The 20,073-nt window shown below is 61.0% G+C and carries 19 protein-coding genes; 5 read left to right on the top strand and 14 right to left on the bottom strand.

Going from position 1 to position 20,073, the window contains the following annotated elements; genetic code table 11:
* Positions 1-47: 47 nt before the first annotated feature.
* The 11 genes from JFT85_RS12185 to JFT85_RS12135 form a co-directional block, all read right to left on the bottom strand.
* Positions 48-539, bottom strand: a complete 492-nt coding sequence (locus JFT85_RS12185) for a DUF2878 domain-containing protein (protein ID WP_187601878.1) — start codon at positions 537-539, stop codon at positions 48-50.
* Positions 532-1,803, bottom strand: coding sequence for an SAM-dependent methyltransferase (locus JFT85_RS12180; protein WP_053254269.1), 1,272 nt, complete (start codon positions 1,801-1,803; stop codon positions 532-534). The genes JFT85_RS12185 and JFT85_RS12180 overlap by 8 nt, the downstream gene beginning before the upstream one ends.
* Positions 1,790-2,599 carry a DUF1365 domain-containing protein gene (locus JFT85_RS12175; protein ID WP_053254270.1) on the bottom strand — a complete coding sequence of 270 codons (810 nt, stop codon included), beginning with the start codon at positions 2,597-2,599 and terminating at the stop codon, positions 1,790-1,792. Before JFT85_RS12175 ends, JFT85_RS12180 begins: the two co-directional genes overlap by 14 nt.
* Positions 2,596-3,843 (bottom strand): NAD(P)/FAD-dependent oxidoreductase, encoded by a 1,248-nt coding sequence (locus JFT85_RS12170; RefSeq protein WP_069551949.1) that lies wholly within the window; start codon positions 3,841-3,843, stop codon positions 2,596-2,598. Before JFT85_RS12170 ends, JFT85_RS12175 begins: the two co-directional genes overlap by 4 nt.
* Positions 3,840-4,622: an SDR family NAD(P)-dependent oxidoreductase gene (locus JFT85_RS12165; RefSeq protein WP_053254272.1), complete on the bottom strand. Its 783-nt coding sequence runs from the start codon at positions 4,620-4,622 to the stop codon at positions 3,840-3,842. Before JFT85_RS12165 ends, JFT85_RS12170 begins: the two co-directional genes overlap by 4 nt.
* Entirely contained in the window at positions 4,619-5,041 is a 423-nt protein-coding gene (locus JFT85_RS12160; protein ID WP_201229904.1) for a nuclear transport factor 2 family protein, read from the bottom strand. Before JFT85_RS12160 ends, JFT85_RS12165 begins: the two co-directional genes overlap by 4 nt.
* Positions 5,034-6,479, bottom strand: coding sequence for a deoxyribodipyrimidine photo-lyase (gene phrB / locus JFT85_RS12155; RefSeq protein WP_201229902.1), 1,446 nt, complete (start codon positions 6,477-6,479; stop codon positions 5,034-5,036). The genes JFT85_RS12160 and phrB overlap by 8 nt, the downstream gene beginning before the upstream one ends.
* A complete protein-coding gene (locus JFT85_RS12150) occupies positions 6,480-7,409 on the bottom strand; it encodes a MerR family transcriptional regulator (protein WP_053254275.1) in 930 nt (309 codons plus the stop codon). It abuts the gene before it with no gap.
* A 17-nt stretch (positions 7,410-7,426) separates the two neighbouring features.
* Positions 7,427-8,386, bottom strand: a complete 960-nt coding sequence (locus JFT85_RS12145) for a YbgA family protein (protein WP_053254276.1) — start codon at positions 8,384-8,386, stop codon at positions 7,427-7,429.
* A gap of 112 nt (positions 8,387-8,498) precedes the next feature.
* Complete coding sequence (locus JFT85_RS12140) at positions 8,499-8,714, bottom strand: TIGR02450 family Trp-rich protein (RefSeq protein ID WP_053254277.1); 216 nt, start codon at positions 8,712-8,714, stop codon at positions 8,499-8,501.
* A complete protein-coding gene (locus tag JFT85_RS12135) occupies positions 8,711-9,697 on the bottom strand; it encodes an NAD(P)/FAD-dependent oxidoreductase (RefSeq protein ID WP_201229900.1) in 987 nt (328 codons plus the stop codon). The genes JFT85_RS12140 and JFT85_RS12135 overlap by 4 nt, the downstream gene beginning before the upstream one ends.
* Before the next feature lie 210 nt (positions 9,698-9,907).
* Between JFT85_RS12135 and JFT85_RS12130 the strand changes: the two genes are divergently transcribed.
* Together JFT85_RS12130 and hemH are read left to right on the top strand one after the other, a co-directional pair.
* On the top strand, positions 9,908-10,807 hold the full coding sequence (locus JFT85_RS12130; RefSeq protein ID WP_201229899.1) for a TIGR01777 family oxidoreductase: 900 nt from the start codon (positions 9,908-9,910) through the stop codon (positions 10,805-10,807).
* A gap of 14 nt (positions 10,808-10,821) precedes the next feature.
* Positions 10,822-11,847 carry a ferrochelatase gene (gene hemH / locus JFT85_RS12125; RefSeq protein ID WP_053254280.1) on the top strand — a complete coding sequence of 342 codons (1,026 nt, stop codon included), beginning with the start codon at positions 10,822-10,824 and terminating at the stop codon, positions 11,845-11,847.
* 72 nt (positions 11,848-11,919) lie between these two features.
* Here the strand turns inward: hemH and JFT85_RS12120 are convergent, their stop codons facing one another.
* From JFT85_RS12120 to algW, 3 genes are all read right to left on the bottom strand, one after another.
* A complete protein-coding gene (locus JFT85_RS12120) occupies positions 11,920-12,639 on the bottom strand; it encodes a DUF4198 domain-containing protein (RefSeq protein WP_053254281.1) in 720 nt (239 codons plus the stop codon).
* Between the two features lie 12 nt (positions 12,640-12,651).
* On the bottom strand, positions 12,652-14,748 hold the full coding sequence (locus tag JFT85_RS12115; protein WP_078827720.1) for a TonB-dependent siderophore receptor: 2,097 nt from the start codon (positions 14,746-14,748) through the stop codon (positions 12,652-12,654).
* Positions 14,749-14,856: 108 nt separating this feature from the next.
* On the bottom strand, positions 14,857-16,011 hold the full coding sequence (algW, locus tag JFT85_RS12110; RefSeq protein ID WP_053254283.1) for a Do family serine endopeptidase AlgW: 1,155 nt from the start codon (positions 16,009-16,011) through the stop codon (positions 14,857-14,859).
* A gap of 102 nt (positions 16,012-16,113) precedes the next feature.
* Here algW and JFT85_RS12105 point away from each other — a divergent pair, with 102 nt between their 5' ends.
* From JFT85_RS12105 to cysN, 3 genes are all read left to right on the top strand, one after another.
* Positions 16,114-16,872, top strand: a complete 759-nt coding sequence (locus tag JFT85_RS12105) for a Nif3-like dinuclear metal center hexameric protein (RefSeq protein WP_053254284.1) — start codon at positions 16,114-16,116, stop codon at positions 16,870-16,872.
* A 209-nt stretch (positions 16,873-17,081) separates the two neighbouring features.
* A complete protein-coding gene (gene cysD / locus JFT85_RS12100) occupies positions 17,082-17,999 on the top strand; it encodes a sulfate adenylyltransferase subunit CysD (protein ID WP_012722132.1) in 918 nt (305 codons plus the stop codon).
* Positions 18,000-18,012: 13 nt separating this feature from the next.
* Positions 18,013-19,911, top strand: coding sequence for a sulfate adenylyltransferase subunit CysN (cysN, locus tag JFT85_RS12095; protein ID WP_053254285.1), 1,899 nt, complete (start codon positions 18,013-18,015; stop codon positions 19,909-19,911).
* Positions 19,912-20,073: the final 162 nt, after the last annotated feature.

Genomic DNA, 20,073 nt, shown 5'->3' with positions numbered 1-20,073 from the left:
CAGTGTAAGGCAAGCGCGTCAACGGCGTGTGATTGCTCAGACGGACGTCAGTGCCCAAGTTGCCGTGCGATCCAATGCATCACGGGGAACAGGATTGCCCAGAGCAGGCCCAGGCCGAGCATGGTCGGCACAGTGCCGTAGCCGAAACTCACCCCGGCCAATTGGCTGCCGGCGTAATAAGACAACGGCCCGCCCACCGCACCTAATAAGCTGGCGCGCCACCAGGGCTGCGCGCTCCAGGCCAGGCAATGGCGCAGTGTGGTCGCCAGTAAGGCCCACAGCAATACCAGCCAAAAAGGTATCAGCGGCCCCGGAAAGCTGAAATGGAAGACGCCAAAGGTGCGCAGCGACGTGTCGATGACGGTGCCCAGCAGGGTCACGGCGAGGATCATTTGCCCCTCCGCAGACCACGCGCTTATCCACAGCAGGTGGATGGCCAGCACTGCGCCCGCGATCAGCAACCAACGGCTGTCACCGCCCAGTACGCAGGCAAACCAGCCGCACTGGAACAGCACGGCATTCGCCAGCCGTTTAAGCATTGAAACGCCCGAGCAAAGGCGGGTTGATCGCCGCCGGCTTGGCCAGCAGCAACTGCGCGGTACCGATTGTTCGCTCCATGAATCCGCCTTCGCAGTAGCACAAATAGAATTCCCACAAGCGCAGGAAGTATTCATCGTAGCCCAACTCTGTGAGGCGGCCATGGGCGCGACGAAAGTTCTCATGCCACAGGCGTAAGGTTTTCGCGTAGTGCAGGCCGAAGTCCTCCATGTGCAGCAGGTTCATGTCGGTGTCGCGGCTGACGATGTGCAACATGTTCTGCACACAGGGCAGGGCGCCACCGGGGAAAATATAGCGCTGGATGAAGTCGACGCTGTTCTTGGCCTGCTCGAAGCGCTGTTCACGAATAGTGATGGCTTGCAGCAGCATCAATCCGTCGCGCTTGAGCAAGTGCGCGCACTGTTTGAAGTAGGTCGGCAGGAAGCGATGGCCCACTGCTTCGATCATCTCGATGGAGACCAGCTTGTCATACTGGCCGGTCAGGTCGCGGTAGTCCTGCAATAACAGGGTCACCTGGTCCTTGAGCCCCAAGGCCGCGATGCGTTTTTCGGTGTAGGCAAACTGTTCTTTGGACAAGGTTGTGGTGGTGACTTTGCAGCCATAGTGCTGCGCCGCGTACAACGCCATGCTGCCCCAACCGGTACCGATTTCCAGCAAATGGTCAGTGGGTTTGAGCGCAAGCTTCTGGCAGATGCGTTCCAGCTTGTTCAGTTGCGCCTGTTCCAGGCTGTCGTCGGGGCTTAGGAATTGCGCGGCCGAATACATCATGGTCGGGTCGAGGAATTCTTCGAACAGGTCGTTGCCCAGGTCGTAGTGGGCGGCGATGTTTTTCTGTGAGCCCTTGCGTGTATTGCGGTTGAGCCAGTGCAGGCCTTGGGTGAACGGCCGTGCCAGGCGCGCCAGCCCACCTTCCATGGCGTCGAGCACCTCCAGGTTGCTCACCATCACGCGCACCACCGAGGTCAGGTCCGGCGTGGTCCAGTAACCGTGGATAAACGCCTCGCCGGCGCCTATCGAACCGTTGGCCGCCACCAGCCCCCATACCGCTGAATCGACGATCTGGATTTCCCCCAGCAGGTGCGCTTCGCGTGCGCCGAACACTTGGCGTTCGCCGTCCTCGATCACCACCAACTGGCCGTGGCGCAGTTGGCTGAGTTGGCGCAGCACAGCCTTGCGCAGCAGTGCGCTGGTCATGCCGTTGACGTTCAGGCGGTTGGTTTTGACCGATAAGCTAGGGGATTTCATGGCGGCGATCCTTGGTATACCCGACTGCGGTGCGAGAGGCGCCATCGGCGGCCTGATGGGAAAAAATCGGTGTTCGTTTGAGCAACAAGCGCATGGCCTGCCAGTAAATGGCGAGGCAGGTTTTGGCGGTCATCCACGGGAAGCGCCGCAGGTAGCGATGCAGGCTGGCGCGGTTAAGTGCTTCTTTGTGCAGGCTCAACGTGGCGTCGAAGACCTTCAAATCGCCCTGCCAATCGGCCATGTGCACGCCGAGTTTGGCGGCGGGTGGGCTGAAGCTCATGCGGTATTCCAGGTCGCGCGGCAAAAACGGCGAGACATGGAAGGCCTTGGCCACGGCGAAGTGCTGATGCTCATCCGCGCCGAGCGCCTGGGCCGGCAGCACGTAGTGATAGCGCTCGCGCCATGGGGTGTTGGTCACTTCACACAGGATCGCGGCCAGTCGGCCATCGGCCTCGAAACAGTAGAAGAAACTCACCGGGTTAAAAGCCAGGCCCCAACTGCGGGCCTGGGTCAGCAGGCAGATAACGCCCTGAGGTGTACGCCCCAGGGCCTTGCCGACTTCCTGGCGCACGGCATCGCTCAAGCTCATGCCGTGGCGGGTAAACTCACGCAGATAATCCTGCTGGCGAAAGCCGAAGGGCGCCAGCCAGCCGGTGCCGGCCAGCGGTGACAAACCGAGCACTTCGTCTTGTTCGCTTAAGTCCAGGTACAGCAGGCCGATGCGGTAGCGGAAGGCGTGGGCCTTGGGCGCAAACCGGCGATGGGCGATCCAGCCGCTGTACAGGGCGCTGTTCACAGGGTTTCTCCAAAGGCCTGGGCCACACGCAATGCGCTGACCACGCCGTCCTCGTGGAATCCATTGGCCCAGTAGGCACCGCAATAAAACGTATGGCGCGCGCCGTGCAATTCTTCCCAGCGCCCTTGGGCGTCCACAGCGGCGAGGCTGTATTGCGGGTGGGCGTAGGTGTAGCGCGCGAGGATTTTCAGCGGGTTGATCATCGGCGTCTGGTTCAGGCTGACGCAGAAGGTGGTGGCGCTGTCGATACCTTGCAGGATGTTCATGTCGTAGGTAACGGCGGCCTGTGTCTGCGCATCGCCGCTCAGCCGATAATTCCAGCTGGCCCAGGCCAGTTTGCGGTCCGGCAGCAGGCGTGTGTCGGTGTGCAGCACCACGTCATTGTCGGCATAGGGCAATGCGCCGAGGATCTCTTGTTCGGCCTGGCTCGGGTCGGCCAGCATGGCCAGGGCCTGATCGCTGTGACAGGCGAACACCACACGATCAAATGTTTCGCTGCCGGCAGGGCTGTGGATAACCACGCCGTCATCGGTGCGTTCTACTTTATGCACAGGACAATTGAGGCGGATCTGCTCGCGAAAACTGCGGGTCAGCGGCTCGATGTAGCTGCTGGAGCCGCCTTCGATCACGCACCACTGTGGGCGGTTGCTGATCGACAGCAAGCCGTGGTTCTTAAAGAACCGGACAAAGAATTGCAGCGGAAACCCCAGCATGTCAGCCAGGGACATCGACCAGATCGCCGCGCCCATCGGCACGATGTAATGCCGGATAAACCGTGGGCCGTAACCGCCGGCTTCAAGGTAGTCGCCGAGGGTCATCTGCGCGCTGATGCGTTGCTCTTGCAGGTCCAGCGGGGCCTGGCGGTTGAAGCGCAAAATGTCGCGCAACATGCCCCAGAACCCGGGCGACAGAATATTGCGCCGCTGGGCAAACAGGCTGTTGAGGTTGTTGCCGTTGTACTCGAATCCGGCATGCTGGTCACACACCGAAAAGCTCATCTCAGTAGGTTTGAACTTCACGCCGATCTGCCCAAGCAGGCGGATGAAGTTGGGGTAGGTCCAGTCGTTGAACACGATAAAGCCGGTGTCCACCGCATAGCGTTGGCCCTCGACGGTGACGTCGACCGTGTGGGTATGCCCGCCGATGCGCTCGCCCGCTTCGAACAGGGTGATGTCATGGCGACGGCTGAGCAAGTAGGCGCTGGTCAGCCCGGCGATGCCGCTGCCGATAATGGCGATCTTCACAGTTTGTCCTTCTGCGGCGGAGGGCTGCGCAGCATGCGTTTGCCGATCATCAGCTGAACGCGGTTGGGCAGCTTCGACAGCGGCCACAGGGTGGCGATAAACAGGGCCGGAAAGGCGATTTCCAGCGGGCGTTTGCCCAGCTTGGCAACGATATGTTTCGCGGCCTTGTCGGCGGACCAGCTCAACGGCATCGGGAAATCGTTGCGTTCGGTCAATGGCGTGTCGACGAAGCCCGGGCTGATCACCGTGACGTCGATGTTCTCGGTCGACAGGCTGATGCGCAGCGATTCGAACAAGTAGCGCAGCCCGGCTTTGGACGCCCCATAGGCTTCGGCGCGTGGCATCGGCAGGTACGTCACAGCGCTGGCCACGCCCACCAGGTGCGGTGATTGCCCGACGCGTAACAGTGGCAGCGCGGCTTCGATGCAATAAGCGCTCGCCAGCAGGTTGGTGCGTACCACGTGCTCGACGATGGAGGCGTCAAACTGCCGGGCGTCCACGTATTCACAGGTGCCGGCGTTGAGGATCACCGTGTCCACTGAGCCCCAGACCACGCTGATGTGCTCGCCGATCTCGCGCACGGTCTGGCTGTTGGTCAGGTCGCCGGCCACCACCAGCACTTGCCCCGGATAACGTTGGGCGAGTGCTTCCAGCGGGCCTTTTGTGCGCGAGCTGAGGGCTACGTGGGCGCCGCTGTTGAGCAACTCCACGGCCAGTGAGGCACCGATGCCACTGCTGGCGCCGGTCAGCCAATATCGGCGGGGCGGTGTCAGGCTCATCCCATTCTCCTTTTCAGCCAACGCACTGCGGGGCCGAGTATTGGCAGGTGTTCATAGAGCAAGGCACCGGCATCGAAATAGTCACGATGGCGGTAGACCTTGTCGCGCCACATCAGGTGCGAGCAGCCTTCCACGCGTATCACCTCTGCGCGCTTCAGCCGTGGGTGGCTAAAACTCATTTTCCAGCGCAAATAGCCTTCGCCTTCGGCCACCTGGTCGAAGCCGTGAAAGTCGAAACGCAGCTGGCTGACATTGCTGTACAGCTCGGCGAAGTAGCGGTGCAGCGCGGGCAAGCCCTGCACTTCATGCAACGGGTCGGTAAAGGTGATGTCTTTGGCGTACAGGCTGTCGAGCAGGTGCAGGTTGTGCTTGTCCAGCGTCGCAAAGGCCTGGGCGAAGCGCGGCAGGAAGTCACTCATGTAAACCTCCGACGGCGTCGCGCGACGGCAGGCTGCGGAATGCGGCCAAGGCCCGTTCACGGGATTTCTTCAGGTCGACAATCGCGCGCGGGTAGTGCGCCACACCGAACAGGCCGCCGACGGCCTCAGGGTTGTGCACGTCCTTTTTATTCAGCGCGGCCAGTTCGGGCAGCCAGTGCTTGATGAACACGCCTTCACTGTCGAATTTTTCGGACTGGCTCAGCGGGCTGAAAATTCGGAAATAGGGCGCCGAGTCGGTGCCGGTGGATGAGCTCCACTGCCAGCCGCCGTTGTTGGCCGCCAGGTCGCCGTCGATCAGGTGGCGCATGAAAAAACGCTCGCCCTCGCGCCAGTCGATCAGCAGGTTCTTGGTCAGGAACATCGCTACGACCATGCGCAGGCGGTTGTGCATCCAGCCGGTTTCCAGCAATTGGCGCATGGCCGCGTCGATGATTGGCAGGCCGGTGCGCGCTTCCTGCCAGGCGGCGAGGTCTTCGGGCGCGTTGCGCCAGGCCACCGCTTCGGTTTCGGGGCGGAAGGCGCGGTGGCGCGAGACCCGTGGGTAGCCGACCAGGATATGTTTGTAGAACTCGCGCCAGAGCAGCTCGTTGATCCAGGTGATCGTGCCAACATCGCCACTTTCGAACTCGCCCTGGTTGGTCTGCAAGGCGGCATGCAGGCACTGTCGCGGCGAAACCACACCGGCAGCGAGGTAGGCTGAGAGTTGGCTGGTGCCGGGTTTGGCCGGGAAGTCGCGTTCGTCCTTGTAGTAGCTGATCTGTTGATCGGCAAAAGCGTCGAGGCGGCGCTTGGCTTCGTCTTCACCGGCGGGCCAGAGCGCGCGCAAGGTTTCGCTCGGCGGCTGGAACCCTTCCACCTGTGTGGGCACGGGGTCGCTTGTCAGGTGTGTTTTTGCCTGGGCTTTAGGCGTTGCGACCACGGGCGGCAGGGCGCTGTGCAGGCGGCTGTAGCAGACTTTGCGGAACTGGCTGAAAACCTGGAAGTAGGTGCCGGTTTTGGTCAACACGCTGCCGGGTTGGAAAAACAACTGGTCCAGATAACGGTGGAACGTCACGCCGTCGGTTTCCAGGGCTTGGGCGACGGCGGCATCGCGGCGGCTCTCGTGGATGCCGTATTCCTCGTTGACGTGCACCGACTCAATCGACAGTTCCCGGCACAACGTGCTCAGCACGGCGGGGGCCTGGTCCCAGGTCGCGGCAGTGCGGATCAGCAAGGGAATGTTCAATGCGCCGAGCGCCCGGCTCAGGTGCTGCAGGTTGCGCAGCCAGAAGTCGACTTTGCACGGCGCATCATCGTGGGCCAGCCATTGTTCGGGGCTGATCAGGTACACGGCAACGACCGGGCCTCGCTGGCTTGCGGCGGCCAGGGCAGTGTTGTCGTTCAGGCGCAGGTCGGTGCGCAGCCAGATCAAATGCATTTAAAGAAGTCCACGCTGGATCAGTATCTGATGGGCCGACAACGGGTCCTCGGCCACGAACAATTCAGGGGTGTCACGGGTTAATACGGCTAACTCGGCCTGGTGGATGCATACCGTTGGTCCGGCAACCAAGGTTGGGCAACTGACGCCGCCCAGTAGTTTCACGAGTGAAGGCAGGTGCAGGGCCTTGCTCGAATACAGCAGCACGGCACGCGGTTGCAGGTGTTCCACGGCCAGTGCCAATTCACCCACCGGCAAAGGCCAGTCGAACACTTCCACTGGGCAATCGGCGCTGCTGGCGAGCCACGCGCTGAGCCACAGGTGCGGCTCCAGGGGCAGGTCGGAATGGTTGACCAACAACAGTGGGGCGCCTTGCAGTTGGCGGTTGTTGTGGTAGATCCGCGCACCGAATTTGCTGCGTAGCCAAGACAGGAAAAACACCCGCTCCATCTGCGCGCCGAATTGGCCCTGCCAGCGTTGTTCGAGTTCCTGCAGCAGCGGCAGCATCAATTGCTCACACAAGGTGCGTGGCGGGTAGAGCGCCATGGCCTGGTTGACCGCGTCATCGACCCGGCGCTCGGCCAAATCGCTGATCGCGGCTACCAGGTTCTGGCGCAACGCCTGCCATTCGTTTTCGACGGTGTCCGGGATGACTTGGGCGGAGTCGATAAGGTTTTTAACCTGGCTGACCGGTACGCCGCGGTTGAGCCAAGTGAGGATGGTGTGGATGCGTTGCACGTGTTCGGCGCTGAACAGCCGATGACCTTTGGGTGTGCGCTGGGGCACGATCAACCCGTAGCGGCGTTCCCAGGCGCGCAGGGTCACGGCGTTGACGCCGGTCTGGCGCGCCACTTCACGAATCGGCAGCCAGCCGTTCTGGAGGGCCTGGGCGATGTCTTCGCCAGGTTCGTCTTGCAGGGCAGCTTTCATGAGGTGCCTTTCATGGGTTAGATCGCATTACGCAGGCTAAGGTTTTCCGGGTGCGGTTGCAGGTAGGCCTGCTGCGCGATGTAGCGATCCGGGTGTTGGCGAAAGTGGTGTTTGAGCAGGGTAAGGGGCACCACCAGCGGCACGATGCCGTGGCGGTATTGGCCGATGACGGTTTGCATTTCCTGCTTGTCGTCGGCGCTGATGGCCTGCTTGAGGTAGCCGCTGATGTGCTGCAACACGTTGGTGTGAGTGCCACGGGTGGCGCATTTTTTCAGGCCGGTCATCAGTTCGCTGAAGTAACCGGCGGCCAACGCGTCAAGGTCGATGCCCTTGCCCATGCTGCCCAGCAGGTGGCCGAGGCTTTTGTAATGCGCCGGGCTGTGGGCCATCAACAGGTATTTGTAGCGCGAGTGAAAAGCCAGCAGGCGGTGACGGGTGAGGCCTTCGGCCAGCAACTGTTGCCAACTGGCATAGACGAACACGCGGGTCAGGAAGTTTTCCCGCAGCACCGGGTCATTCAGCCGACCGTCTTCTTCCACTGGCAGGTTGGGGTGGCGTGCACAAAATGCCTGGGCGTAAATGCCACGCCCGCCGCCCTCTGCCGGCGTGCCGTTGTCGCGGTAGACCTTGACCCGTTCCAGGCCGCACGAGGGCGATTTCTGCATGAAGATGTAGCCGCACAGGTCGGTATGTTCCGACGCCATTTGCTGGCCGTAATCGTCCAGTGGCTGCGTTACATTGAGCTCACGGTGCACGGTGCCGACGGCTTGCGGGTGGGCAGGGTCGCCCACCAGGCGGATCGGTTCGCGGGGGATACCCAGGCCGATCGCGACTTCGGGGCACAGCGGCACAAACTCGAAGTAGTCGGCCAGGGTTTGGCTGCACAGCAGGGATTGTTTGTGTCCGCCGTTGAAGCGCACGTTCTCGCCTAATAGGCAGGCGCTGATGGCGATCTTCGGTTTTCCAGTGCTGGACATGTTCAAACCTCTCCGAGATTCCTATACAGGCTGTTAAGCCTGTACAACTGAATCTCATCATAGGTTTGATGCTGTACAAGTCAAATATTTTGTACAAGTATTTGCGAGCAGGCTATTTCCAGCCGATTCGCCAATCTTCAGCATTCTGCAGGGTTTGCCAGGCCAGGCGTTGCGTACGTTGGGTCATGACCGCTTGCAGTTCGATGTCGAGCACGGTGCCTTCTTCATCACGAAACAGCTCGGTGACCAAGAAGTGTTTCTCTTTGTTACGTGGATGCGCTGCTGTCCACTTCGACAGCAGCAATTTGGCTGGGTTGATGCGGTTCATTGCGAATGCTCAATCAAACGTCGCGCAGCTTCCTGACCGCTCAGCCACGCCCCCTCGACCCGGCCGGACAGGCACCAGTCGCCGCACACATACAAGCCCAGGTCGGCATCGGCGAGTACCCCGAATTCGTGGCTGCTGGATGGGCGTGCGTAGAGCCAGCGATGGGCGAGGCTGAAGGACGGTGCGGGCATGGCGCTGTGCAGTAATTCGGCGAAGGCGCCGTGCAGGTGTTCGATCACCGCTTCCTTGGGCAGGTCCAGATGCGCCCTGCTCCAGGCGCTGGTGGCGTGCAGTACCCACGTGTCGAGGGTGGTGTCGCGCCCAGGTTTACTGCGGTTGCGCGCCAGCCAGTCGAGGGGGCTGTCTTGCACGAAGCAGCCTTCCATCGGTGTGTCCAACGGTTTGTCGAAGGCCAGGGCAATCGCCCAGGTCGGGTCCATCTTCACCCCGGCGGCTGCGCTCGCCAGCTTGGGTGCAGCGGCCAGCAGCGCTGTGGCTTGGGGGGCCGGCGTGGCGATGACCACATGGCTGAACGGGCCGTGATTGCCGCCGTCGGCGCCCAGCAGGTTCCAATGGTGTTTGCCTTGGAACACTTCGGTGATGCGGCAACCGAATTCCACCGGCAAGTCGTCGAGCAGCGCACGGGTGATGGCGCTCATGCGCGGCGTGCCGACCCAGCGAATCTGTTCATCGGGGGAGGGCGTGAGTTGGCCGGATTTGAAGTTGTACAGCTGCGGTTTCCACTGCTCAGCCCAGCCGTTGCTTTGCCAGCGTTGCACCTCGTTGACGAAGCGCCGGTCGCGGGCGGTGAAATATTGTGCGCCCATGTCCAACGCGCCGGCATCGCTGCGTTTACTGGACATGCGGCCGCCACTGCCACGGCTTTTATCGAAGAGTTGTACAGCGTGCCCCGCGTCTCTTAACGCTCGGGCGGCGGAGAGACCGGCGATGCCGGTGCCGATGATCGCGATGGGAACAGTCATGGGAGGCCTCGTTTTACCGTTGGGTACAGACTACGCCGACACCAATAGCTGTACAATATTGTTTTTTGGTATAAGTTTTGGCGTACCTGTTTGTGTGGCGTGACCTATGGTTAAAGCTGAGGCTTAAACCGCGTAACGCCCATTTACATAAAGTCCCTGCTTATAAAATAGACTAGCGATGGGCGGCAAACGTTACATGAGGAGGAACCCATGCATATTTTGCTGACCGGCGGTACTGGTTTGATTGGTCGCCAACTCTGCCAGCACTGGCTTGCCCAAGGGCATCGCCTGACTGTTTGGAGCCGTGAACCGGACACCGTCGCCAAGTGGTGCGGTGATGAGGTGTTGGGTGTCGGCCGCCTGGAAGACGTGATAGGTGCCGTGGATGCGGTGGTCAACCTGGCCGGCGCGCCCATTGCTGATCGTCCGTGGACCAAAAAGCGCAAGGCCCTGTTGTGGAGCAGTCGCATCAGTCTCACTGAAACGTTGCTGGCGTGGATGGAAGGCCTGGCGCAAAAGCCGGCGGTGCTGATTTCCGGTTCTGCCGTGGGGTGGTATGGCGACGGTGGCGAGCGCGAATTGACCGAAGCCAGCGGCCCGGTGCTGGACGACTTCCCCAGCCAGCTGTGCATCGCCTGGGAAGAAACCGCGTTGCGCGCCGAATCCTTGGGCGTGCGCGTGGTGCTGGTGCGCACCGGCCTGGTGTTGGCGGCGCAGGGCGGCTTTTTGTCACGGCTGCTGCTGCCGTTCAAGCTGGCGCTGGGCGGGCCGATCGGCGATGGTCGGCAGTGGATGCCGTGGGTTCATATCAAAGATCAAATCGCCCTGATTGATTTTCTTCTGCACAAGGGTGATGCCAGCGGTCCTTATAATGCCTGCGCGCCGCACCCGGTGCGTAATCGTGAGTTCGCCAAGACCCTGGGCCAGGTGTTGCACCGCCCGGCGTTCATGCCGATGCCGGCGTTTGCATTGAAGCTCGGGCTGGGCGAGCTGTCCGGGTTATTGCTGGGCGGGCAGAAAGCCGTTCCCGAGCGGCTGCTGGCTGCCGGTTTCACTTTTCAGTTCACTGAGTTGCACGCGGCCCTGGAAGACTTGTCCAGCCGCCTCTAGAGATAGGATGTTGCATGACGGATCACGCGTTGTTACTGGTCAACCTGGGTTCACCGGCGTCCACTTCGGTGGCCGATGTGCGCAGCTACCTCAATCAATTCCTGATGGACCCTTATGTGATCGACCTGCCGTGGCCGGTACGGCGCTTGCTGGTGTCGCTGATCCTGATCAAGCGTCCCGAGCAGTCCGCGCACGCTTATGCCTCGATCTGGTGGGACGAGGGCTCGCCGCTGGTGGTATTGAGCCGTCGCCTGCAGCAGCAAATGACGGCGCAGTGGACCCACGGCCCGGTGGAACTGGCGATGCGTTACGGCGAGCCGTCCCTTGAAACAACGTTGACGCGCCTGGCCGCTCAGGGCATCGAGAAAGTCACCCTGGCGCCGCTGTACCCGCAGTTTGCCGACAGCACCGTAACCACGGTGATTGAAGAGGCCAAACGGGTCGTGCGCGACAAAAAGCTCAAGGTGCAGTTCTCGATCCTGCAACCGTTCTACGATCAGCCGGAATACCTCGACGCCTTGGTCGCGAGTGTCCGGCCGTATGTGGAGCAGGATTACGATCATTTACTGCTGAGTTTTCACGGCCTGCCCGAGCGTCACCTGACAAAACTCGACCCGACCGGCGGGCATTGCTTCAAAGATGCCGATTGCTGCAAGAACGCCTCGCCCGAGGTGCTTGCGACCTGCTACCGCGCGCAATGCTTCAGCGTCGCGCGGGACTTTGCCGCGCGCATGGGGCTGCCGGAAGGCAAGTGGTCGGTGGCCTTCCAGTCGCGCCTTGGCCGGGCGAAGTGGATCGAACCCTACACCGAAGCCCGCCTGGAAGCACTGGCTCAGCAAGGCGTGAAAAAGTTGCTGGTGATGTGCCCGGCGTTTGTAGCGGACTGCATTGAGACGCTGGAAGAGATTGGTGATCGCGGCCTGGAGCAGTTCCGCGAAGCGGGAGGCGAGGAGTTGGTGTTGGTGCCATGCCTCAATGATGACCCGCAATGGGCCTCGGCGCTCAATACACTGTGTGAAAGAGCGCCGTTGGCACTGTAATCAGATTGTAGAAACGCTAGAAATCAAATGTGGGAGTCGGGCAAGCCCGGCTCCCACATTGGTGTGTAGCGTTTACTCGTGGTGGGGTTCGCCGAGGAAGGTCAGCGAGGTGAACAACCCGCGTGTCGCCACATCGGCATTGTCTTTGAGCGGCAGCTCCACCTGCGCGGCAATCACATTCAACCCCTCATTACGCACCAGCACTTGAGCCCGACCGTCTTTGTCGGTCTCGGTGCTCAGGGTGTTCGGCGCATTGCGATAGTCGCCTACCAGCTTGATCCCCGCCGCCGGCTTGCCATCCAGCAGCACCCGCACCGGCAATGACTTGCCCGGCCCTACCGTCAATGGATCAACTTCCGGCAGGATCAACAGCTTTATCTGATCCAGCTTCGGCAACTTCGCTCCCGGCTGGTAAATCGCCAGGCTGTACTTGAAGGTCTGGGTCGATGCAATTGCCCCCGGCACTTTGCTGCGGCCCTGGTTGATCCACCGCTTGTCAGCCGTCTGCGACCACATTCCGTTATCCAATGCGACGGCTAGAACGGCGGGCGATTTGAGCGGCTGCAGGCGCGCATGGTCGGCCAGGCGTTCGACGGTCACCGGGATCATCTTGCCGCTGACGTCGTAGGCCCAGGCACCGCTGATTTTCTGCGCCTTGAAGGCGTTGTCTTCGGCGCCATGGCCGTAGATGACTTCGATATTGCCGCGTCGTTGTTCGGTCCACAGGCCGTGGGCCGAGACCTGGCTGGCAAACAACAGGCCGAGTACGGCCAGGGATTTGAAGGCTTGCATGGAGACGTCCTTTTACAGGTTGAGGGTCAGGCTGACGGTGACGTTGCGCGGCTCGCCGGGGGTGACCCAGTAATTGCTGTAGGAGCGCTCGTAGTACTTTTCGTCGAATAGGTTATTGAGGTTCAGGCCCACGGTGACGTTGTCACTGGCCTTGTAATGGGCGAGCAGGTCGACGGTGTGGTAGGCGGGCAGTTTGAAATGACTCCCTGCCTCGCCGGAGCGGTCGCCGACATAGGTGAATGCCGCGCCCACGTCTGAGCCGCGCAATGCACCCTCCTGGAATTCATACACACCCAACAGACTGCCGCTGCGTTTGGCCACGCCGAGAATTCGGCTGCCAGTGGGGATGGCTTTGTCGCCCTTGGTCACTTCGGCGTCGATGTAGGCAAAGGCGCCGATGAGTCGGATGGCGTCAGTCACTTGCCCGGTCAGTTGCAGGTCGAAACCCTGGCTGCGGGCCTTGCCCATAGCGCGGTTAACGTCGGTGGTCGGGTCGAGTGCGAGGACGTTTTCCTTTTCGATATGGAACGCGGCGAGGGTAGCACTCAGGCGGTCATCGAACAGCTCGCTCTTGATGCCGACTTCATAACCCAGACCTTCTTCTGGCTTGAAGGATTGGCCGCCGGCATCCAGGCCATTGTTCGGTTTGAACGAGGTTGAGGCGTTGGCGAATACACCGATTTGCGGTGTCAGTTGGTACAGCAATCCGGCGCGCTGGGTCAGGGCATTGTGGGTTTGCCGGCTCTTGGCAGCGTGCCGGGTGAAGTCGTCGGTGCTTTGTTCGAAGTGCTCAAGGCGCACGCCAACCATGCCGCGCAGGCGGTCGGTGAACACGATCTGGTCTTGCAGGTTCAGCGCCTGGCTCTTCACCTGTTCGAAGAAGTCGGTGCCGGAGCGTGCGCCGTCGGGTTTGGGTTGGCCATAGATCGGCTTATAGATATCGATGGGGTAGAGGCTGCCGCCGATAGCCGTCACGCGTTCCTTCTTGCGGTAGTCCTCGTATTCGGTGCCGATCAGCAGTTCATGCTGCCAACTGCCGATGTCGAAAAGACCGCGCAGTTCCAGCTGGGTAATGCTGTCGTGCCACCCGGTGGAGCGTTCGCGGTAGCGGCGGTTGACGGTGTGCCCGTCAGCGTTCAGCGCGCGGCTTTCCGAGGCATCACCCCACAGGCTGCCTTGTTTGTAGTGGCTGGCGAGGCGCAGTTTCCAGGCGTCGTTGAGGTGATGTTCCAGGGTGGCTTGCAGGCGGTTGTTGTGGTTGCGGATGTTGCCGTCGTTGGGTTCGCCGAGGAAGGTCGAGCGGGACATGCCGTGGTCGGCGACAATACCTCGGTCGAAGGTAGAGCTGTGGCGCACGAATTCGCTTTCCACCAGCAGGCTGGTATCCGGGTCCAACTGCCAACTGAAAGAGGGCGCGACGAACACGCGTCTGGCGTCGACGTGATCGCGGAAGCTGTGCTTGTCTTCCACGGCCAGGTTTACGCGCGACAGCACACGGCCTTCGCTGTCCAGCGGGGTGTTTACATCCACTGCCGTGCGATAACGGTCCCAACTGCCGGCGCTGGTTTGCAGCGTGGTGAAGGCTTGCGGCTGCGGTTTCTTGGTGACGATATTCACGGTGCCGCCGGGATCGCCGCGGCCATACAGGCTGGCGGCGGGGCCTTTGAGTACTTCAATGCGTTCGATATTGGCCGCATCCGGCGTGCTCGGGTAGCCGCGGTTGGCGCTGAAACCGTCCTGATAGAACTCTGACGTGGTGAAGCCGCGCACGCTGTATTCGTAGAGCGTCAGGCCGCCGAAGTTATTTTGCTTGGACACGCCACCGGCGAATTCCAGGGCACGTTCCACATGGGTGCTGCCCAGGTCTTTGAGCACCGTCGCGGGAATCACGCTGATCGATTGTGGGATGTCGCGAAGGGCCGTGTCAGTTTTGGTCGCGCTGGCGGAGCGAGTTGCACGATAGCCTGTGACGGGGCTGGTGGCGGATTCATAGTCGTCACTGGTGACGCTGATGGTGTCCAGTTCAATGGTGTTGTCTTCGGCATAAGCGGGGTCGAGCAACAAACCCACGGCCAGGCCCGCCATGGGGGCAAATCTTCGAGACGGCATGATAGAGCGTTCCAATGTCTATATTGAAACAATATAACATGACCAATGAGAGCGGATTTCTTTTGAAATATTAAGTTACAGGAGCCCGCGAGCGGGCTCCCACCCCCGTTATTCCTCTTCTTTCACGGGCGCAGGCGGTGGGCGCAAGCCGATTTCCGCCAGCAGCTTGAGCTCTTTGCCGTTGCGCATCACCTGGATCGCCACCTTGTCGGTTGGCTTGATCCGCGCCACCTGATTCATCGACTTGCGGCCGTCACCGGCGGGTTCGCCGTCAATGCTCAGGATGACATCGCCCAATTGCAGGCCGGCTTTCTGCGCCGGACCGTCGCGGAAGATCCCGGCAACCACGATGCCCGGACGCCCGGTCAAACCAAACGACTCGGCCAACTCCTTGGTCAACGGCTGCACTTCGATCCCCAGCCAGCCGCGAATCACCTGGCCGTGCTCGATGATCGACTTCATCACTTCCATTGCCAGCTTCACCGGGATCGCAAAACCGATGCCTTGGGAGCCACCCGATTTCGAGAAGATCGCCGTATTGATGCCGGTCAGGTTGCCATTGGCATCCACCAGCGCGCCGCCGGAGTTGCCCGGATTGATGGCCGCGTCGGTCTGGATAAAGTCTTCGTAGCTGTTAAGCCCCAACTGGTTACGCCCGGTGGCGCTGATGATGCCCATGGTGACGGTCTGGCCGACACCAAACGGGTTGCCGATGGCCAGGGCCACATCGCCCACGCGCAGCCCTTCAGAGCGGCCGATAGTGATCGAAGGCAGGCTTTTGAGGTCGATCTTCAGCACCGCAAGGTCGGTTTCCGGGTCGCTGCCGACCACGCGGGCCAGGGTTTCGCGGCCGTCGCGCAGGGCCACGACAATCTGGTCGGCGCCGGTGGTCACGTGGTTGTTGGTGAGGATGTAGCCTTCCGGGCTCATGATCACGCCGGAGCCGAGGCTGGATTCCATACGGCGTTGCTTGGGCCCGTTGTCACCGAAGTAGCGACGAAATTGCGGGTCTTCAAACAACGGGTGCGGGGGCTTGTTGATGACCTTGGTGGTGTACAGGTTGACCACGGCGGGCGCGGCGATGACGACCGCGTCTGCGTAGGTCACCGGGCCTTGCACCACCGAATTGCTTTGCGGGGCCTGTTGCAGGTTCACATCAAGGCTGGGTAAGCCCACCCACTGGGGATAACGCTGAATAATCAGCATTGCGATCAGCACGCCAGCCAACAATGGCCATCCAAAAAAACGCAGTGCCTTGAGCATCAAGTAAGTCCTGACAGGTTGCAGGGGGCGGGAGAGCGCCCATAATGTCGCGCATTATACGAGGCTGTGAGCGCCTCGGAACGGGATATTTAGGAGTCTTTTATGGCCGTGCCCCTTAGCACCCTGGTCGAGGAAGCGGACCGCTATCTCGGCAGCGCAAAAATTGCCGATTATTGCCCCAATGGCCTGCAGGTCGAGGGTCGCCCGCAGGTGATGCGCATCGTCAGCGGCGTGACCGCAAGCCAAGCCCTGTTGGACGCCGCCGTCGAAGCCAAGGCCGACTTGGTACTGGTGCACCACGGTTATTTCTGGAAAGGCGAAAACCCGTGCATTACCGGCATGAAGCAGCGCCGCCTGAAAACCCTGCTCAAGCATGACATCAGCCTGTTGGCCTATCACCTGCCGCTGGATCTGCACGCGGACGTTGGTAATAACGTGCAACTGGCCCGCCACCTGGACATCACCGTCGAAGGCCCGCTGGACCCTGGCAACCCGAAAGTCGTCGGCCTGGTCGGCTCGCTGGCCGAACCCTTGTCACCCCGCGACTTCGCCCGTCGCGTGCAAGACGTGATGGGGCGCGAGCCGCTGCTGATCGAAGGCAGCGAAATGATCCGCCGTGTCGGCTGGTGCACCGGTGGTGGCCAGGGCTATATCGACCAGGCGATCGCCGCCGGTGTCGATCTGTACCTGAGCGGCGAAGCGTCCGAGCAAACGTTCCACAGTGCGCGGGAAAACGACATCAGCTTTATTGCTGCTGGCCATCACGCCACCGAACGCTATGGCGTACAGGCGTTGGGTGATTACCTGGCGCGACGGTTTGCGCTGGAACACCTGTTCATCGATTGCCCCAATCCGATCTAAGGAACTCCACAGAAGGAATGTGGTGCGGGCTTGTGTGGGAGCGAGCAAGCCGGCTCCCACATTCGACCGAGGCAGGCCTAACTCAGTGGCATATTCATATACCGTTTCGATCTAGTCGGCGCCCTGAATAGAAGAAGGTGCTGTGCTAGCATGCCCCGCTCGAACACGGCCCGCTGGCCGTCCATAAGATCGTTTTTCCGTGAGTAGCCATGGTCGACAAACTGACGCATCTGAAACAGCTGGAGGCGGAAAGCATCCACATCATCCGCGAGGTCGCCGCCGAGTTCGACAACCCGGTGATGCTCTACTCGATCGGTAAAGACTCCGCCGTGATGTTGCATCTGGCACGCAAAGCCTTCTTTCCGGGCAAACTGCCGTTCCCGGTGATGCACGTCGACACCCGCTGGAAATTCCAGGAGATGTACACGTTCCGCGACAAGATGGTCGAAGAGCTTGGCCTGGACCTGATCACCCACGTCAACCCGGATGGGGTGGCGCAGGGCATCAACCCATTCACCCACGGCAGCGCCAAGCACACCGACATCATGAAGACCGAAGGCCTCAAGCAGGCCTTGGACAAGCATGGTTTCGACGCAGCTTTCGGCGGTGCCCGTCGCGATGAAGAGAAATCCCGCGCCAAAGAGCGCGTGTACTCGTTCCGCGACAGCAAACACCGCTGGGACCCGAAAAACCAGCGCCCGGAGCTGTGGAACGTTTACAACGGCAACGTCAACAAGGGTGAGTCGATCCGTGTGTTCCCGCTGTCCAACTGGACCGAACTGGACATCTGGCAGTACATCTACCTGGAAGGCATCCCGATTGTGCCGCTGTACTTTGCCGCCGAGCGCGACGTGATCGAGAAGAACGGCACGTTGATCATGATCGACGACGACCGCATCCTCGAGCACCTGTCCGACGAAGACAAAGCCCGAATCGTCAAAAAGAAAGTACGTTTCCGTACCCTTGGCTGCTACCCGTTGACGGGCGCGGTGGAGTCCGAGGCTGAAACCCTCACGGACATCATTCAGGAAATGCTCCTGACGCGAACTTCCGAGCGCCAGGGCCGGGTCATCGACCACGATGGCGCAGGCTCGATGGAAGATAAAAAACGTCAGGGTTATTTCTAAGGGGCTGTCACCAATGTCGCATCAATCTGATTTGATCAGCGAGGACATCCTCGCCTACCTGGGCCAGCACGAGCGCAAGGAAATGTTGCGCTTCCTGACCTGCGGCAACGTCGACGACGGCAAGAGCACCCTGATCGGGCGCCTGCTGCACGACTCCAAGATGATCTACGAAGATCACCTGGAAGCTATCACCCGCGACTCGAAGAAGTCCGGCACCACCGGTGATGACATCGACCTGGCGTTGCTGGTCGATGGCCTGCAGGCCGAGCGTGAGCAGGGCATCACCATCGATGTTGCCTACCGCTACTTCTCCACCGCCAAGCGCAAATTCATCATCGCCGACACCCCCGGCCATGAGCAGTACACCCGCAACATGGCCACCGGTGCCTCCACCTGTGACCTGGCGATCATCCTGATCGACGCCCGCTACGGCGTGCAGACCCAGACCCGTCGCCACAGCTTTATCGCCTCGTTGCTGGGTATCAAACACATCGTGGTGGCCGTCAACAAGATGGACATCAATGGCTTTGACCAAAGCGTATTCGAGCAAATCAAGGCGGATTACTTGAAGTTCGCCGAAGGCATTGCGTTCAAGCCGAGCACCATGGCCTTCGTGCCGATGTCCGCGCTCAAAGGCGACAACGTGGTCAACAAGAGCGAGCGTTCGCCTTGGTACACGGGCCAGTCGCTGATGGAAATTCTCGAAACCGTCGAGATCGCCAACGACCGCAACTACACCGACCTGCGTTTCCCGGTGCAGTACGTCAACCGTCCGAACCTGAACTTCCGTGGTTTCGCCGGCACCCTGGCCAGCGGCGTCGTGCACAAGGGCGACGAAGTCGTGGTGCTGCCGTCGGGCAAGAGCAGCCGGGTCAAATCCATCGTCACCTTCGACGGTGAGTTGGAGCACGCCGGCCCAGGCCAGGCTGTAACCCTGACCATGGAAGATGAAATCGACATCTCCCGTGGCGACCTGTTGGTGCATGCCGACAACGTGCCGCAAGTGGCCGACGCCTTCGACGCCATGCTGGTGTGGATGGCCGAAGAGCCGATGCTGCCGGGCAAGAAGTACGACATCAAGCGCGCCACCAGCTACGTGCCGGGTTCCATCACCAGCATCGTGCATCGTGTGGACGTGAACACCCTGGCCGAAGGCCCGGCGAGTTCGCTGCAGTTGAACGAGATTGGTCGGGTCAAGGTCAGCCTCGACGCCGCCATCGCGCTGGACGGCTATGACAGCAACCGCACCACCGGTGCGTTTATTGTTATCGACCGCTTGACCAATGGCACGGTGGCCGCGGGCATGATCATCGCGCCGCCGGTCAACCATGGCTCCGCCACGCATCACGGCAAGTTGGCCCATGTGGCGACCGAAGAACGCGCCCAGCGCTTCGGCCAGCAACCGGCCACCGTGCTGTTCAGCGGCCTGTCGGGCGCGGGCAAGAGCACCTTGGCCTATGCGGTTGAGCGCAAGCTGTTCGACATGGGCCGTGCCGTGTTCGTGCTGGATGGCCAGAACCTGCGCCACGACCTGAACAAAGGCTTGCCGCAGGACCGCACCGGGCGCACCGAAAATTGGCGGCGTGCCGCCCACGTGGCGCGCCAGTTCAACGAAGCCGGCCTGCTGACCCTGGCAGCATTCGTTGCGCCGGATGCCGAAGGCCGCGAACAGGCCAAGGCGCTGATTGGTGCCGACCGCCTGCTGACGGTTTACGTGCAGGCCTCGCCGTTGGTGTGTGCCGAGCGTGATCCGCAAGGCTTGTACGCAGCCGGTGGGGATAACATCCCTGGCGAGTCCTTCCCGTATGACGTGCCGTTGAATGCCGACCTGGTAATCGACACCCAGGCACTGTCGCTGGAAGACAGCGTCAAGCAAGTGCTGGAGCTGTTGCGTCAGCGCGGCGCGATCTAAACCTCGCCGCCACAAAAAAGCCCGCCACCGAGCACTCGGTGGCGGGCTTTTCTGTGGGATCTTGAAAGTTATCCGGGCAAGTGTGGGAGCGGGCTTGCTCGCGAAAGCGGTTTATCAGCCACACATGTATTAGCTGACACTCCGCTTTCGCGAGCAAGCCCG

This window comes from Pseudomonas sp. TH04 (assembly GCF_016651355.1).
GTDB lineage: Bacteria > Pseudomonadota > Gammaproteobacteria > Pseudomonadales > Pseudomonadaceae > Aquipseudomonas > Aquipseudomonas fluorescens.
The sequence above is the reverse complement of the archived record's forward strand: the minus strand, read 5'-3'. Positions and strand labels throughout refer to the sequence as shown.

Bases quoted from the DNA above. Each gene is read 5' to 3' on its own strand.
- algW (WP_053254283.1), bottom strand. From the start codon at position 16,011: ATGCTCAAGGCACTGCGTTTTTTTGGATGGCCATTGTTGGCTGGCGTG.
- JFT85_RS12140 (WP_053254277.1), bottom strand. From the start codon at position 8,714: ATGAACCGCATCAACCCAGCCAAATTGCTGCTGTCGAAGTGGACAGCA.
- cysN (WP_053254285.1), top strand. From the start codon at position 18,013: ATGTCGCATCAATCTGATTTGATCAGCGAGGACATCCTCGCCTACCTG.
- JFT85_RS12105 (WP_053254284.1), top strand. From the start codon at position 16,114: ATGGCCGTGCCCCTTAGCACCCTGGTCGAGGAAGCGGACCGCTATCTC.
- cysD (WP_012722132.1), top strand. From the start codon at position 17,082: ATGGTCGACAAACTGACGCATCTGAAACAGCTGGAGGCGGAAAGCATC.
- JFT85_RS12160 (WP_201229904.1), bottom strand. From the start codon at position 5,041: ATGAGTGACTTCCTGCCGCGCTTCGCCCAGGCCTTTGCGACGCTGGAC.
- JFT85_RS12165 (WP_053254272.1), bottom strand. From the start codon at position 4,622: ATGAGCCTGACACCGCCCCGCCGATATTGGCTGACCGGCGCCAGCAGT.
- JFT85_RS12145 (WP_053254276.1), bottom strand. From the start codon at position 8,386: ATGTCCAGCACTGGAAAACCGAAGATCGCCATCAGCGCCTGCCTATTA.
- JFT85_RS12150 (WP_053254275.1), bottom strand. From the start codon at position 7,409: ATGAAAGCTGCCCTGCAAGACGAACCTGGCGAAGACATCGCCCAGGCC.
- phrB (WP_201229902.1), bottom strand. From the start codon at position 6,479: ATGCATTTGATCTGGCTGCGCACCGACCTGCGCCTGAACGACAACACT.
- JFT85_RS12185 (WP_187601878.1), bottom strand. From the start codon at position 539: ATGCTTAAACGGCTGGCGAATGCCGTGCTGTTCCAGTGCGGCTGGTTT.
- JFT85_RS12115 (WP_078827720.1), bottom strand. From the start codon at position 14,748: ATGCCGTCTCGAAGATTTGCCCCCATGGCGGGCCTGGCCGTGGGTTTG.
- JFT85_RS12120 (WP_053254281.1), bottom strand. From the start codon at position 12,639: ATGCAAGCCTTCAAATCCCTGGCCGTACTCGGCCTGTTGTTTGCCAGC.
- hemH (WP_053254280.1), top strand. From the start codon at position 10,822: ATGACGGATCACGCGTTGTTACTGGTCAACCTGGGTTCACCGGCGTCC.
- JFT85_RS12180 (WP_053254269.1), bottom strand. From the start codon at position 1,803: ATGAAATCCCCTAGCTTATCGGTCAAAACCAACCGCCTGAACGTCAAC.
- JFT85_RS12130 (WP_201229899.1), top strand. From the start codon at position 9,908: ATGCATATTTTGCTGACCGGCGGTACTGGTTTGATTGGTCGCCAACTC.
- JFT85_RS12135 (WP_201229900.1), bottom strand. From the start codon at position 9,697: ATGACTGTTCCCATCGCGATCATCGGCACCGGCATCGCCGGTCTCTCC.